Genomic DNA, 15,569 nt, shown 5'->3' on the forward strand with positions numbered 1-15,569 from the left:
AGACACCGCCGTCTCGACAGGTAGGCTCGGCAGGGTTCGGTTTTTCTTCGGTCCTTTTCATCCAAAACTTGTCGAAAAGCGCGAATGAAAATAGGAAATATGCAACCTGAAAGATGATAAAAATCAGCAAGGTCCATGCAAGGGACTTCCAGAACGAATCCGTTGCTAGGGCGTGTACTCATAAACGACGTTCAGTCGGTCAACGTTTTCGACCAACCTCGGCCCTTTTGCCTAATAGCTCCTAGGGCAGTGGGAGCGGTTTGTCGCTGAGTGTACGCAAGTAGGCGATCAGGTTGACCCGTTCGGTCTCGTCCGGGACGCCAGGCACCTCCATGTAAACACCCGGCGTGGTGAGCATGGGCTCAAGCAGATATTTGTTCAGGTCCTCGTACGTCCATACACCCTCTAAAGCCAGCAAGGTGTCGGAGTAACGCATGTTTGCCATGGATGCCTTATCGCGGCCGACGACGCCCCATAAGTTCGGTCCCGTTTTGATCCCTCCCTGTGGCTCGGCATTGTGGCAACCGTGGCACACGTGTGTGAAGTAGGTTCGGCCTTTCTCGACATCGGCAGCAGCCAACTTCATCGAGATCGGAGCTGGCGTTGGCAACACGACGCCGTGCGACATGAGATAGTCAGCAACTTCGCGTTGCCCCTTGAATTTTGCCAGATGGAGCGGTGTCTTGCCGTCCTTTGTCTTCGCATTCACGTCCGCGCCGGCCTCAACCAGTGCTTTCACGCAATCGAGGCAACCGAGATTGACCGCGATGTGGATAACGTTTTCGCGGCTGCGCTTCGAATTTGGATTTGCGCCCCCGTCCAGCAACAGATTGATCAAATCGGTTCTGCGTTTTGCCAAAGCCAGAATAAGGGCAGGACCCAATCGCGGGTCCGGGACGGCGTTGACGTCGGCACCGCGTTCAATGAGCAGTTTTGCCGCTGCAAAATGACCGCCTTTGACCGCAAGATAGAGTGGTGTCGTGCGCCCGTCGCTCTCATCGACGCCGGCACCAGCGTCGAGCGCTGCCGTGATCGCCGCGACATCGCCCTTCATGGCGGCGTCGTGAATGCCGGCGGCATGCGATACAATCGGTGCAAGCAGTAGTGGAATGAAAAGCAAGGACATGCGCATTTGGCATCTCCCAAGGCAAACTGCGGTACGGGTCATGCTTTCAAGGCCGCAAAAACATACCACGAATGCCGGATCGTAGCCACCCAACCGGTGCCTGGAAACGAATCGCAAGGTCGATCCGTCCGGCTGTGGCTTCGGGCTTATAAGTCCACAACCTAGAACCGCGTCGGGTAACACCGCCCTGCACATACCCTAGATGTCTTCCCTTTTGTGAACCCTCCGCCTTCCGAACTCTCGGAAGAGCCCAAAAAGGTCCCGGGTCGCCCAGATCCCACTCGCCCGTCAGACCTATTCGATTTCGTCCGCCATCCTTCTAGCTGCAAGGCCCGTGCAGGCGCTCAAGTCCGCATTATTGGAGCTGATGGTCAACCGGTCGCCAGTTCCCGACTGCATATTATGCGACTTTGGGCGCCGTGTGCCCAATTCGCTCGCCGAGAGCAGATGGCCTCGACAATTCGAGTTGACTGTCGTTCCAGATCGAGCGCAAATCCGTATCATGAATTGTCGTGAACGTCGGAATAATATAATCGAAATATTTCCTATGATGGTTTCCATTTTCATGACAAAATATTGGAGATGGCGACCCTCGAATGAGTGCTTTATTATTTTCCGACTTCAATTCAACAGATACCGAGACACTGGCCCGTCGTTCTCTAACGCAAAACGCAACGCCTAGATCAGGCCAGGCGCCAGATTCGAATGCGCTGTCGCAGCACGCTTATGACGAGCGTTGGCTACAAGATCTGCTGTTTCGGCATCCAGAGTTGATCGTGGCCGACCGGCTTGATGGCGGCTTGAGCGATGTCGTCCCCTTATGCCGGGAACTCGCCATTCCTCGTGCAAGCGGGACAGTGTTCGCGGATATTCTGGGCGTGGCAAGAACCGGCCGACTGGTCATTATTGAGTGCAAGCTTTGGCGTAACCCGCAGGCGCGTCGGGAGGTGTTGGCGCAAATCCTGGAGTATGCCGCGCTGCTGCGACGCTGGAGCTTTGGCGATCTGACCGCGGGGATAAGACGCAAGCTGGCAACCCATGTGCCGAACCCGATCTTTGCCGCGGCGAAGCTTCGGTGGCCAGAGCTCGAGGAGGCTCCATTTGTTGATGCCATGACGCAATCGCTAAAGCTGGGTGACTTTCAGCTCATTATCGCCGGAGATGGCATCCGCTCGGATACGCATGCGATTGCCGAGCATCTAAATTCGCAAGGCGCCGGCCTGGCGCAACTGACATTGCTTGAGATCCAGCTTTGGCAGGCGGCATCAGGAGCCATTGTCGTGGTGCCAATGGTGCCACTGCGTACCGAAGTCCTTCAGCAGAGAGTTTTGGTCAACGGTGAAGGCATACCGCTCCAATTGGAGACCCAAGAGATAGGGGCTACCCAGGCTGACGAGAGTATGGAGAGCGTTGTCGATCCAGACCGCGTCAACCGGCGAAGCATCAACCGCGCGTTCTGGCAGCGCTTCATTGATCAGGTGCAATTCGACCACTCAGACCAACTGCCCCCGCGGCATGGCGGCGACAATTGGGTCAGGATTCCCCTACCCGAGCCAATCGGCTGGATAACAGGCTTTCGTTCGACCGGCACCAGAGCTGAGGTCGGGCTGTTCCTGACCTTTCGTGACGAGGACGGTCAGACCCTTTTTGATGAGTTCCACAACGACATTGCAGAGCTGCGCAGCGAAGGTAGCCTTGACCTGATCGCGAGGTCGAAATCCGCCGCACCGTTCTGTGCGGAACTCGGCGTGTTCAGGCCACGCTCGGACTTCGCGAGCGATGACCAGCTACTCGACTGGCTCTGCGATGCAGCAAATCGCTTTGTCTCTCTGATCCGGCCTCGGCTTAGCGTACTAGCGGAAGCCGCCGAATGACACGGCTTCTCAAGTGGGAACGACTGGCCTTAAAGGGCGACTTCTCGGCGATGCCGATACCGTTCGCCTGGGATCAATCAGGGCGTTTCGCACATTTCCTGAATGGCTACGAGGTCACCGGAGGAATGGACCCTCTTGCCGAACTTTCCAACGCGATGTCAGCGCGAGTCCGCGAGACCGGCAAATGGGAAGGCAGTGCGCTCAAGCTTTGGCTCTGCCTTTTCTTCCAGCATCGAGCGCATCGTCATATGGGTTCGGAACGTAGCGAGCCGATGCTCGACGGACTTTGCGAAGCGCTACGTATGGCGCTCAGTCGGCTGTCTCCAGCCGAGGCCAAAGCATTGGCTTCGCGGCTCAACCAGAACGCTAGTTAGGCGATGTGCTTTTGGCTTGCGACGCACGATTGCTTAATCGATGAACTCTTGCACGTCAGCTGTCGGCTGACCCAGTCGCGCTTTGGGTGATGAACAGTTGAGGCAGGCTATCGTTCCTCAGTATCAGAGTGGACGACTGCAGACGCCGAGAAGGTCAAAGTAAAAATATTTGTCGGTACCTTGTGATTATCATATGTCCCGACAAAATTTTTTGCCGGGCCATCCCGCTCTCTAGTGCCGATCATTTGCGTCCACAGAAATCTTTTTACGGCAGCAAATCGGTGAATGGCCACTTCTTTCACTTTTCTTAAATCAGAAACATTGAGATTTCTTCTCAGCGAAGGGGCGCTGTCAGTTAACGCGCTCGACGTTCAGAGGATCTCATGGCCACCAAAATCAACTCAGTTTCAATCGACGCACTCATCCCCTACAGCAACAACGCACGGACCCATTCCAAGAGACAGATCAGACAGATTGCCGACAGCATCCAAAAGTTCGGCTTCACCAACCCAGTTCTAACCGACGAGAGCAACAATGTCCTTGCTGGCCATGGTCGCCTAGCGGCAGCGCGCCTGCTCGGGCTGAAGGAGGTGCCGACGCTTTCCATCACCCATCTCAGCGCTGCCGAAAAACGCGCCTACATTGTTGCCGACAATCGGCTCGCCGAGAAGGCCGGCTGGGACAAGCAGATCCTGGCCATTGAGCTACAGGCGCTAGTCGATCTCGACTTCGACGTCGCGATCACCGGCTTCGATATCCCGGAGGTCGACCTGATCATCAGCGAGTTCTCGCCCGACAATCAGGACGATGAAGTCGATGAGGATGAGCCGGGCCTTCCGGAGAAATCAACAGGACCAGCAGTAACTCGGCCTGGCGATCTGTTCCTGCTCGGCGATCATCGATTGCTTTGCGGCAACGCGCTTTCGGCAGCGAATTTCGAGACGCTGATGCAGGGGGAGAAGGCGTCCGTCTGTTTCACAGACCCGCCCTACAACGTTCCGATCGGCGGACACGTCAGCGGGCTTGGCAAGACGAGCCACCGGGAATTTGCAATGGCATCCGGCGAGATGTCCGACGACGAGTTCGCAGGGTTCCTGGAACAGTCGTTCTCACTGATTGCTGGGTCGAGCAAGCCGGGCGCTATCGCCTTCGTGTGCATGGATTGGCGTCATATCGCAGAGACCACATTGGCGGGTAAACAGACGTTCGGCGATCTGCTCAATCTGTGCGTCTGGAACAAGACTAATGCCGGCATGGGCAGCCTCTACCGCTCTCAGCACGAACTGGTGCTGGTGTTCAGGAATGGCAAGGAGCCGCATCGCAATAATGTTGAACTCGGCAAACATGGACGTCACCGCAGCAATGTCTGGACCTATCGCGGCGCCAACAGCTTTGGCACCTCGCGAATGGAAGAGCTCGAAGCGCATCCCACCGTCAAACCTGTCGCTCTGGTTGCCGACGCTCTGCTCGACGTCAGCCGCCGCGGCGACGTCGTGCTGGACCCTTTTGGCGGCTCGGGCAGCACGCTACTCGCATCGCACAAGACCGGGCGCCACGCACGCCTTATCGAGATCGATCCTGTCTATTGCGATCTGATCATCCGCCGCTTCGAAAGGCATACGGGCAAGCAGGCAACGCTCGCCACCACGGGCGAGACTTTCGAGGAACTGTTCGAGCAGCGTGGAAGCGTCAAAGCTTCCGGCGTACTCGCCAAAACAGCGTCCGCCACCCCAGCGCCTGAAACTGTGGGAGGCGTGCTGTGACCACCCGGAGAAAGAAATCTGCCGACTACTCGATAGGCTACGGCAAGCCTCCGGCTGAAACCCGGTTCCAGAAAGGAATGTCAGGCAATCCGAAAGGCCGGCCGAAAGGCAAAAAGAACATGAACACTATCGTACGCGAGACGCTCTTTGGGCCGATCCAAATCCAGCAGAATGGCAGGACGACGACGGTGACGGCGCTCGAGGCCATCCTCCTCAAAATGCGCAACAATGCGCTTTCAGGCGATTTCCGGTCGGCGGCCCATGCTCTTCAGCTCGCATCCCGTTGTGCCGAACTTGAGGAAAGCCGGCAACCCGATGCAGAGGTCGACGTGTTCGATCCGCAAACAATGGTCGACATGATGCGGGATTATCTCGACCACAAGGACTCGCCAGAGAACGATACCGAGACCCGTTCCAAGACCGGCGACGAGGGAGACGAGGAATGAACGCTCCAATCCCCCTACCGGGCCGACCATCCTCTTCGCCCGTTGCACCGACTGCCCTTCAGCTGCTGTTGGGCGCGGCCCGCGTTGACCTGGCGACCTTCGTGGCGCTGGCTTTCTCCGCCGTCGATCCAGGCGCCAAGTATTTGCCCAACTGGCACATTCGCGCCATTGCGCATCAGCTCGACCGCGTGTCCGCGGGCAAGTGCAAGCGCCTGATCATTACGATGCCGCCAAGATCGTTGAAGTCGGTCACAACCTCGGTCGCGTTCCCGGCATGGATTCTTGGCCGTGATCCGTCGAAGAAAATGATCTGCGTCTCTTATGCTCAACCACTTGCGGTCAAGCACGCCAACGACTTTCGAACGGTCGTCAACACCGCCTGGTACCGGTCGATGTTTCCGACCTTCAAGGTTAGCCCGCGCAAGAACACTGAAAATGAACTGCAGACCACGCTCGGCGGTGGACGCCTGGCGACCTCGACCGGTGGTCAGCTAACCGGCCGGGGTGGCGACATCATCATTATCGATGACCCCTTGAAGGCAGATGAAGCGCATTCGGAATCGGCTCGCAATAGGTGCGCCGACTGGGTTCGCACGACTTTGATGTCGCGCTTCGACAATCCGGCTGCCGGTGCCGTCGTCCTTGTCATGCAAAGATTGCATGTCGACGACCTAGCAGGCGTGCTTCTGGAGACTGGCGGCTGGGAGCATTTGAACCTGTCGGCGATTGCCGAGCAGGACGAACGCGTCCAGACAAGTGTAAATCGCTGGCACGATCGCAAGCTTGGCGACTTGCTGCACCCCGCGCGTCTGGGACACGCCGAACTGGACGGTCTAAAGCGCCTATTAGGATCGCTCAATTTTTCCGCGCAGTACCAACAATCCCCTGCCCCACCGGACGGCAACATGGTCAAGAGGGTGTGGTTTCGCGACTACGATCCAAATCAGTTCGACCGTCGGTCGATGACCATCGTTCAAAGCTGGGACACCGCGCTTAAGGGCGACCCCTCCAGCGATTACTCCGTCGGAACGACATGGGCCAAAGACGACAACAACTATTATCTCCTCGATCTCGTCCGCGTCCGGGCAGCTTACCCAGACCTCATCAAGGCGGTGAAAAACTCCCTTCTGGAGCACTCCCCCGACATCATCCTCATTGAGGATGCGGGTTCCGGCTCAAGCCTCATCGCCGACTTGGAAAGCCAGGACATCAGCACCACGCCGGTAAAAGCCAGAACCGACAAGGAAAGCCGGCTGTCACGTGTTGCCGCAATGATCGAAAACGGCAACGTCAATCTTCCGAAAGACGCGCATTGGAGAGATGACTTCCTGCTTGAGGTGCTCGCATTTCCGCACGGAAAGCACGACGACCAGGTCGACTCCATGACCCAGGCGCTGATCTGGATGAAGGACGACAAGCCGACGGGTAGGTTCTATTTCGGGAAATTCTGAAGCGCTGCTCCTGAATCGGGATGGTATCCTCGGCGCTGATCAAGCGTGGTCACCTTATTCCGGATATCGACATAGCGCCTACGCCAACCGTTCTCTTCCCCCTGTGCGCCCAAGAACCATGCGATGGGGCCGTTGTTGGCTCCGCTGGCGTGCGGCATCCCAGTCAGAATTCTGCGCTCTGGAACTCCGACCTCGCCGCCAATTCTTGCCAATACCTCCGAGACCATATCTCCCATGGGGACAAACACGGCGTTGGGAAAAGCTGAGAGTTCTTCGGTGAGCCACTCTCGGGCCTTGTCGAACAAGAACGGGACTTTGTTCATGTCAGGCGAGCGGCTGTAGTTCTCGCCATCGACGAAGGTTGGATAGCGGATCGCCGACGTGAAGTGAGCACGCTGGCTATCGACGGTCCACAGGGTTGCGGTCGACGTAATCCCCAGCCAATCGTTGAGGCCAACGGCATCCATCAGCCTCACGAGATTCTTTCTCATGTCCCCAGCAAAGCTGGCATGCACCTTCGCTCGTGCAAGGATATCTTCGCGCGATGCTCCGCTCGCCATCGCCCGTTTGGCCTCGAGAAGAGCCTCCCGCATTTGCTGGCGGCCAGGGGTGATGCCGACAATCACGATGTCCGCTCCAGCATTGACGTAGCCGAACGGTGCGTATGCGATGTCGAGCCGCTTCGATTTGTAGACGTGCGACCCCATCAGAAGCGTGCGCGGATTCTCGATTTCGCCCGCAAGCTCGGCAAGCGAGATCTCCCGAACGAGCCTGATGTAGTCTTTGTCGTTGCCCGATGATGCCAGGGTCCTCTCTGTATGGCTTGCAATCGGCGCGTTTTGCCACGGTACTTTTTGCGCAGGGGCAGGTTTGACAACACGCTCGATTGAAATCTGTCGGCTCACTGGCTCCGCAGGCACAGCATCCCCGAGCGCAGGTGGCTCGGCGTCCACGATGTCGGCAGAAATTAGTCGGCGATCCCGCGTGCCCCTGATTTCCATCCAGATCGGCCAGCCTCTCCGCAAGTAGGTTCGCAGTTCGTCGAGCGTCGTTGCCTTCACCCTATTCGCGATGTGATGCCGTTCCCGGCCAAGCGCCGGATCGGCCGCCCCGTATGTGGTATCCGCGAACCTGTGCGGGACGAGAATCTCTCCAGTATCAGCCTTTATGCGGTACATGCGGTCCCCCACCAGTTGCTAAAATTTGGGATAGTGCATTGCGGAGAAGCCGCAACAGGAATTTTTGAGGTTTTTTCAGAGGCCAGCGATGATGCTGCAAAAGCCTTCATAGACGCCAACCTCGCGCTACAACCGAAGTTTGTTCGTTGGCTGACTAGTGGTCTGAAATGGGGCCGATTCCTGTCAGGCGGCTTTCGGGAACCGCCCTGCGAAAGCGGGCCTCGGTCTTGCGAATATAGGCCCGCCGAAGGCGCTCGACACACGCTTGGTCTGGTCGCGTGGCTCGATAATACCATGGGCCATGAGCATCCGACGACCAGCCGGCGGATCGCCGAACTGGGGGTAGGCATCAAGGTCTGCCAGCTTCCAAACTTTGTGAACTGACCGCCGGAACGCGTTGCTCACGAATGCTTGATCATCACATGGCGTACTGATGTGTAATCCTCCAGCGCATAGATAGACATATCCTTGCCATATCCAGATTGCTTGACGCCGCCGTGGGGCATTTCTGTCGCGAGCATGAAATGGGCGTTGACCCAGGTGCAACCGTACTGGAGCTGCGACGCGACGCTCATCGCTTTGGAGATATTGCTTGTCCAAACCGAGGAGGCCAATCCGTAGTCGCTGTCGTTCGCCCACTCCACGGCCTGTTGGTCGTCTGTGAAACGAGTAACTGAAACGACCGGCCCGAAGACCTCACGACGCACGATCTCGTCGTCCTGGGTCGCACCGGCAATAACGGTTGGCTGATAGAAGAACCCTTGTTCGCCACTGGTGGCACCGCCTGTGGTGACCTGGATGTGCTTTTGCTCGTCCGCCCGCTCAACGAAACTTGCGACGCGGTCCCGTTGGCGCTTCGAGACAAGGGGGCCAATCTCGTTGCTGTTGTCGTCACTTTGATTGTAGCGGATTGTAGAAACCGCAGCACTCAGATCTGCGACGAAATTATCATAGACTCTATCCTGCACATAGATACGGCACGGGGCCGTACAGTCCTGGCCCGCGTTGTAAAATCCGAACGTACGGATGCCCTGCACCACGGCCTCGAGATCTGCATCGTCGTAAACGATGACCGGAGCCTTCCCTCCAAGTTCCAGATGTGTCCGCTTGATCGTCGCGGCGGCGGCATGCATTACTTTCTTCCCAGTGCCGATGTCGCCCGTGATCGACACCATGCTAATGCTGGGGTGATTGATTAGCGCATTTCCCACCGTTTCCCCGCGACCAAGGATAACGTTGACGACGCCATCGGGAAGAATGTCCGCCAAGAGCCGCGCCATCTTCAGTGCGGTAAGCGGGGTTTGCTCTGAGGGCTTGAAAACGACTGTATTGCCGCCAGCTATTGCTGGTGCGAGCTTCCACGCCATCATCATCAGAGGATAGTTCCACGGCGCTATCGAACCGACAACACCCACTGCATCGCGGCAGATCATCGAGGTATAGCCGGGCAGATACTCTCCGGCCACAGGCGCGTGCATAGATCGGACGGCGCCAGCGAAAAAGCGCCAGCAATCAATGATCGCAGGCAATTCATCATTGCGCACCGAGTTGATCGGCTTGCCGCAATTCAGTGCTTCGAGTGCGGCAAAATCTTCGGCATGTCTTTCAACGGCGTCAGCGATCTGCAAAAGACAAGCCGAGCGCTCGGCTGGCGTGGTGCGCGACCAGCGGCTGAATGCTTTTTCAGCAGCATGGACCGCTGCATCGATTTGGCCTTCAGAAGCTTCAGCAAGGTCGATGATTCTTCCACCGGTCTTGGGGTTAAAAATCGTCTCCTCAAACTCAGTTCCTGGTTCGAAGCTAGAGCCGATCAGCAACTCAGTGTCCATGAATTCTCCTTATGGTCTCAGTTTGCCGCGATCTTGTCGCCGCAAGACTTGTCCTTGATCAGTTCGCCAAGTGCAGAAAGTTACGCACGGCGCAGCACAGTCAAACGGGCGATGTGCTCGAGCGACGCTTCGATATCATTCCAACCAGGAAACCGAGTTGAGGTGGCTCGATCAGAACGCGCAGGGCCGGGCTAGGCCATTGAAAATGCAAATCTAGGCGTGTCCGCTAGAAGTCTTTGTGTCTCGTCTGCGGCTGGCGCGCGTAGGACATCCTCAACCCTACCGAACTCCACGATGTGCCCGCCCTGCATGACCGCAACATGCTGCGCAATATTGCTCGCCACCGCCAGGTTGTGTGTGACGAAGAGCATCGCGAGATTGTGATCGCGCTGAAGCTGCTGAAGTAGTTCGACCACAACGGCTTGAACCGACACGTCCAGAGCGGAGGTTACCTCGTCACAAATCAGCAATTCGGGGCCGACTATCAACGCGCGTGCGATCGCCACGCGCTGTCGTTGACCCCCCGAGAGCTGATGCGGATATCGATTGGCGGATGCGGAGGGTAAGGACACTTCATCCAATGAGGCAAGAACGCGCCTACGCATCTCTGCGCTCGACGTTGACTCAAACTGTTCAAGCGCCATGGCCACCGACTGGCCGATTGTTCTCCTCGGGTTCAGGGACGCGTACGGATTTTGGAAAATGTACTGAATCCGACGACGCGCATGGACTGACCGGTGAGAGGCGTGCGGGGGTATCATCTTACCATCGAAGATGATTTTGCCATTTTGATTACGATGAAGCCCAGCCAGACAACGTGCCGTTGTCGTTTTACCCGATCCCGATTCCCCCACCAGGGCAACACAGTTGCCTTGACGAATTTTGAAGGAAAGCCCTTTGAGTATCCGAGCGCTTCCATGAAACGCTTCCAGCTCTATAACCTCCAAAGCGACTGGGCGGTCGGCGGCGGATTCAAGCTCAATCGATCGAATCGGAGTTGAGATAGCCTGAATCTCATCTGCCCTTACACAATTTACGTACTGACCCTTTCTGATTTCTGTAGCCTCTGGGATTGAGGTGGTGCAGCGATGTTCCGCTGCGTCGCATCTCGGGGCAAACGCGCACCCTCTGGGACGGCGAGACGGCTCGGGCGCACTGCCCCGGATGCCGCTAACTGCGGATTTGCGGTCTAGATCAGGCACCGCGTGAATTAGCGCCCGCGTATAGGGATGTGCTGGGCTAGAAAGCAATTGTAAAGTGCTTCCCACTTCGACAATTCGCCCAGAGTACATAACAGCTATTCGGTTACAGAGTGCTCCGACAACCGCAAGGTCATGGCTCACATAGATCGCCGCGACGGAGTGTTCGTTGCATAGACTGCGAATGGTGTCGAGCACGTGGGATTGCGTCGTCACATCAAGGCCCGTGGTTGGTTCGTCCATCACGATTACCCGCGGGCGGTTTGCAAACGCCATGGCTATGCCAACGCGCTGCTGTTGCCCGCCGGAGAGCTGGTGCGGATACGCGCGAAGAAATTCAGGCGATACAGGCAGCTTCACCAGACGAAGCAGCTCCAGCAGCATTTCCTCCGTGACCGAGTTCTTCTGATCGAAGCATTCGGCCAGTTGGGTTCCGATGCGAAGGATCGGATTGAGCGCAGTACCTGGGTCCTGCGGTATTAGTGATACGAGGCGCCCTCGAACTTTCTGAAGCTCTCCGGCTCCCATTGACAGGACGTCTTGTCCGTCAATCTTTATCGACCCTCCGCCAATCGTGAGGCCCTTCCGACAATAACCCAGGACTGCGAGCCCCACCGTCGTCTTTCCGGAGCCAGATTCTCCGACCAAGCCCAGAATTTCTCCGGGGGCAAGCGCAAGTGAAACACCCTGAACGATGTCCACGTCGCTTTCGGCGACTGACACACGTAGATTGCTGATTTCTAGCGCTAGACTAGCAGTACCAAGGCCGTCCGTTTCTCTGGGATGCACAGTCATAGCCTCTCCTTGCCCGCACCAGGGCCATTACCGAAGCCGGCTACCTGTCCATCGGCGAGTATCTCATCGCTGATGGTGTCGTCGACATCCGCGGCGGGCATTCCACGCTTCGTCCGAGCCAGCGAGTCAGTAAAAACGTTGGTTCCGATAGTTAGAACCGCAAGAATGAACACTGGCGCCGCGACGGCCCAAGGGTTCAAAAGGAGGCCAATTCGATTTTCGTTGATCATCATTCCCCAATCGGGAACGGAAGGATCCGCCATCAAACCGAGAAATCCCAGTCCGGCGATCAGTGCAATCGAATAGGAAAAGCGCAGGCCCAACTCAACCATTAAGGGCGCGGCCAGATTTGGAAGGATCTCTCGCGTAATAATCCGCGTCGTAGACACGCCGATCGCCTCGGCGTAACGGATATAATCTTCCTCCGATACACGAAGAGCCACGGAGCGCATGACGCGAGCAACTTGCGGCGCATGGATTGCGGCGACGAGAAGTGCGATCAGCCATAGCTTTGGCCCGACTATGCTAACGAACAGGAGCGCAAGAACAGTTTGTGGAAAGGCCATCGCCACGTCCAACAGCCTCATTATGACGTCGTCGGTTTTCCCTTTCAGATATCCGCAGATAATGCCCAGCAATGTACCGATGAGTACCCCGGCAACCGTCGCGACGGCTGACAACCCGAGGACCTGTACACCACCCGAGAGCACGCGCGAAAATACGTCTCTGCCCATGAAATCCGTTCCCAGGAGTGCATATGGCGAGGGAAGGTCAAACGGCGAACCGACGAAATCAGTGGGCGGCACAGGAGCCAAAAAAGGGCCGAAGATGGCGCCGCCGATAATGAGAAGTCCAATCACCAGACCGGCTGCGCCGGCTTTCAGATCGCGAAACCACCGCCAACACGTGCCTATCATGGACGGTGCGCTTCTTCCGTTTAAGTCGATTGCCATTGGTGAGCGCTCATCTTTGGTGTGAGTAACACTGCGATCAAATCAGCGGTAAGATTTAGAAGGACGTAGACCGCAGCGAGAAGAAGGACGATCAACTGAATCACCGGGATGTCCCGAGCAACGATCGAGTCAAGCAACCCTTGACCCACGCCGGGATATCCAAAAACGAATTCAACCAACACCACGCCACCAGCGAGATAGGCTAAGGTAAGGGCTATAACTTGAACGACTGGGGCAAGTGCATTTGGCAATGCATGAACGAATATGAGCCTTGGAGTGCTGACCCCCTTCAGCCGGGCCATTTCGATGTATTCGCTCCCCAGAACTTCAATCACTGACGCCCGTGTCATGCGAAACAAATACGGGAAGCAGACCACCGAGAGGGTCAGTACCGGCATCACAAGAATGATCGGGTTTTGCAGGACCGAACTACCAGGTGGGACCAGGGAAACCGCCGGCAGGAGATGGAACACGGATGTCGACAGCAGAAGGATCAGGAGGATGCCAACCACAAATTCAGGCAGCGCCGCTAGCGACAAGGCGACGATGGAAATTCCGGTGTCCATGAAACGGCCAGAGTACAAGGCTGCCACCACGCCCAGAATTATCGAGACCGGGAAGCTGACGGCCGATGTCAACAACAGCAGCATGGCGGAGTTGATTACGCGCGGATAAACGAAGGCCGAAACCTGTGTACCGTTTACCAGGGATCGACCCGGATCGCCGGTCAAGATTCCCGAAACCCAGGTCCAGAACTGCATCATCAAAGGCTGATCAAGGTGCAGTTGAGTCCGGATTTCCTGCAGGCGTGCCGGCGTCGCACTGCGCCCGAGGACCGCCTGCGCCGCGTCGCCAGGCAGAACTTGGGTCGCCAGGAAAACCACAACGCAGACCGCGAAGAGCGTTAGCGCGCCAAGACAGACACGACGAACGGCAAACCTCAGTAACTGATGCTGGGCTTTGGCCGTTCCGCTTGATTTCTCCTGTGTCGTCACGATAGCCACACAGACTTCCATCCGAAGTGTCCCATCGCGTAACCGGTGCGAGCCTGCGTGAGTCCCTCCACGTTATTCGCCAAAAGATCTACCATCTTGTTGAATGACGGAATGATATATCCACCTTCTTCGAAGTCGATTTTCATCAGAGCATGAACAATCTCTTTCCGAAGAGCCGGGTCTGTTGTCCCAACGGCTTGGTTATACAGTTTAATATACTGCTCGTTCCCCCAGTGAGTCTCGTTGAAGGTAGCGCCTGGCAAATGGCATTCAGCAATTTGGGGCAGGTATGGAAAATGCAGCCAGAAATCCTGAGCAAAATTCCACTGGCGATACTGGTCACCGTAAAAAACGTCCGGCGTTACCTGCCGCACCGACACCGTGACGCCTGCGTCTCGAGCTTGTCGTGCGAATACCTGCGCCATTTGCGGAACACCGTTAGCGAAGTCAGATGTGACCAGTTCGACCGCCAAATTTTCCTCGCCGGCCTTTTTCAGCAGGAACTTGGCCTGATCAACGTCGCGAGTTCTCTGTAGAGAAGTGTCATAGAAGGGGTCCCAGCGGGAGAAGACGTCGTTGCCAACTTCGCCATAGCCGCTCAGGGCAATATCGATCATCTGCTTGCGATCGACCAACAGCCGGAAGGCTTTGCGGACATCGGGCTTGTCGAATGGCGGTTGATCGACACGCATTGTAAACGGAGTCCATTGCCCAGGCTCCGAAATCAGGGCCTTGATGGCGCCGCCGGCTCCTACCTGGCGGACCAGCGAGAGAGGGGCCGCTGCGAGCGCGTCCACCTGCGCGCTCTGCAGCGCGTTGAACGCCGCAACGTCGGAGGCGAAGGACGTGATCGTAAGCGTATCGATATATGCGCCACCGCCATGGTAGTCGTCAAATCGCACGAACGTGCTTTGCTGTCCCGGTGTAAAGCTCTGGAATTTGAAGGGGCCTGTGCCGACGGGCTTGGCCGGGTCAAACCCCTCCGGCACAATCGCATAGTAAACCGCCGAACAGATGCATTCTGGGAAGACCGCAAACGGCACCTTCATGGGGATCTTGAGCGTCAGATCGTCAACCACCTTCATGTTGTCGACATCGAGCGGCGCCAGGGTAATGGCCCCGCTCAGCGGCGCCTTGGGATTGACAATCCGCTGAAAGGTGAAGGCCACGTCCTTCGCCGATAGCGTCTTTCCGTCGTGAAATTTGACGCCGCTGCGAAGTTTGATGGTCCATTCGGTGGCATCCGCGTTCGGCTCCATGGATTCTGCCAAAGCGTTTTTGATGCTGGCATCCGCCTGCATTTCCACCAGCGGCTCATAAAGTCCGAGGGCGCGCGCGAAGTCCTGCTGGACCACCCCCGCGTGCGGATCCAGCGTCTCGGTCGGGGTCGCGCCGAGAAAGGCAACACGTAGATTGCCACCTCGTTTTGGAACCGAGCTTTGAGCAAAGGCCGACAGGCCCGAGGACGCTGCGAAGGCAAGGCCAGCACCTCCAATTAGGCCGCTTCGTAAAACGTCGCGACGCGAAATTCCTGAAAGGTTTGGGTTCTGCAGATTCGACATTTTTGTTCCCCTTGGTTGCTCGAA

General features: G+C 56.9%; 12 protein-coding genes. 5 read left to right on the plus strand and 7 right to left on the minus strand.

Features of this window, described 5'->3' with window-relative positions; all coding sequences use genetic code 11:
* Window positions 1–241: 241 nt before the first annotated feature.
* On the minus strand, window positions 242–1,132 hold the full coding sequence (locus ACYG9V_RS26705; RefSeq protein WP_023740374.1) for an ankyrin repeat domain-containing protein: 891 nt from the start codon (window positions 1,130–1,132) through the stop codon (window positions 242–244).
* Window positions 1,133–1,722: 590 nt separating this feature from the next.
* Between ACYG9V_RS26705 and ACYG9V_RS26710 the strand changes: the two genes are divergently transcribed.
* The 5 genes from ACYG9V_RS26710 (at window position 1,723) to terL (ending at window position 7,034) form a co-directional block, all read left to right on the plus strand.
* Window positions 1,723–3,000, plus strand: a complete 1,278-nt coding sequence (locus tag ACYG9V_RS26710) for a PDDEXK family nuclease (RefSeq protein WP_023726887.1) — start codon at window positions 1,723–1,725, stop codon at window positions 2,998–3,000.
* The gene (locus tag ACYG9V_RS26715) at window positions 2,997–3,374 is read left to right on the plus strand and encodes a hypothetical protein (protein ID WP_023740372.1); all 378 of its coding nucleotides are present in this window, start codon (window positions 2,997–2,999) and stop codon (window positions 3,372–3,374) included. Before ACYG9V_RS26710 ends, ACYG9V_RS26715 begins: the two co-directional genes overlap by 4 nt.
* 383 nt (window positions 3,375–3,757) lie before the next feature.
* A complete protein-coding gene (locus tag ACYG9V_RS26720; RefSeq protein ID WP_023726889.1) occupies window positions 3,758–5,137 on the plus strand; it encodes a site-specific DNA-methyltransferase in 1,380 nt (459 codons plus the stop codon).
* Window positions 5,134–5,583 carry a DUF5681 domain-containing protein gene (locus ACYG9V_RS26725; protein ID WP_023726890.1) on the plus strand — a complete coding sequence of 150 codons (450 nt, stop codon included), beginning with the start codon at window positions 5,134–5,136 and terminating at the stop codon, window positions 5,581–5,583. Before ACYG9V_RS26720 ends, ACYG9V_RS26725 begins: the two co-directional genes overlap by 4 nt.
* Window positions 5,580–7,034 (plus strand): phage terminase large subunit, encoded by a 1,455-nt coding sequence (gene terL / locus ACYG9V_RS26730; RefSeq protein WP_352608611.1) that lies wholly within the window; start codon window positions 5,580–5,582, stop codon window positions 7,032–7,034. The genes ACYG9V_RS26725 and terL overlap by 4 nt, the downstream gene beginning before the upstream one ends.
* On the opposite strand, the gene ACYG9V_RS26735 is transcribed toward terL, so the two are convergent.
* The 6 genes from ACYG9V_RS26735 to ACYG9V_RS26760 all read right to left on the minus strand — a co-directional run bounded on the left by ACYG9V_RS26735 (window position 7,016) and on the right by ACYG9V_RS26760 (window position 15,545).
* Window positions 7,016–8,212 carry a uracil-DNA glycosylase family protein gene (locus ACYG9V_RS26735; protein WP_023727419.1) on the minus strand — a complete coding sequence of 399 codons (1,197 nt, stop codon included), beginning with the start codon at window positions 8,210–8,212 and terminating at the stop codon, window positions 7,016–7,018. The two genes, terL and ACYG9V_RS26735, sit on opposite strands and share 19 nt — an antisense overlap.
* A 401-nt stretch (window positions 8,213–8,613) precedes the next feature.
* Window positions 8,614–10,041, minus strand: a complete 1,428-nt coding sequence (locus tag ACYG9V_RS26740) for a gamma-aminobutyraldehyde dehydrogenase (protein WP_352762269.1) — start codon at window positions 10,039–10,041, stop codon at window positions 8,614–8,616.
* Between the two features lie 191 nt (window positions 10,042–10,232).
* Window positions 10,233–12,035: a dipeptide ABC transporter ATP-binding protein gene (locus ACYG9V_RS26745; RefSeq protein WP_023727420.1), complete on the minus strand. Its 1,803-nt coding sequence runs from the start codon at window positions 12,033–12,035 to the stop codon at window positions 10,233–10,235.
* A complete protein-coding gene (locus ACYG9V_RS26750) occupies window positions 12,032–12,988 on the minus strand; it encodes an ABC transporter permease (RefSeq protein ID WP_198018670.1) in 957 nt (318 codons plus the stop codon). The genes ACYG9V_RS26745 and ACYG9V_RS26750 overlap by 4 nt, the downstream gene beginning before the upstream one ends.
* The gene (locus ACYG9V_RS26755; RefSeq protein WP_023727422.1) at window positions 12,973–13,992 is read right to left on the minus strand and encodes an ABC transporter permease; all 1,020 of its coding nucleotides are present in this window, start codon (window positions 13,990–13,992) and stop codon (window positions 12,973–12,975) included. The genes ACYG9V_RS26750 and ACYG9V_RS26755 overlap by 16 nt, the downstream gene beginning before the upstream one ends.
* A complete protein-coding gene (locus ACYG9V_RS26760) occupies window positions 13,980–15,545 on the minus strand; it encodes an ABC transporter substrate-binding protein (RefSeq protein ID WP_023727423.1) in 1,566 nt (521 codons plus the stop codon). Before ACYG9V_RS26760 ends, ACYG9V_RS26755 begins: the two co-directional genes overlap by 13 nt.
* Window positions 15,546–15,569 lie beyond the last annotated feature (24 nt).

It is taken from the genome of Mesorhizobium sp. W016 (assembly GCF_054719485.1).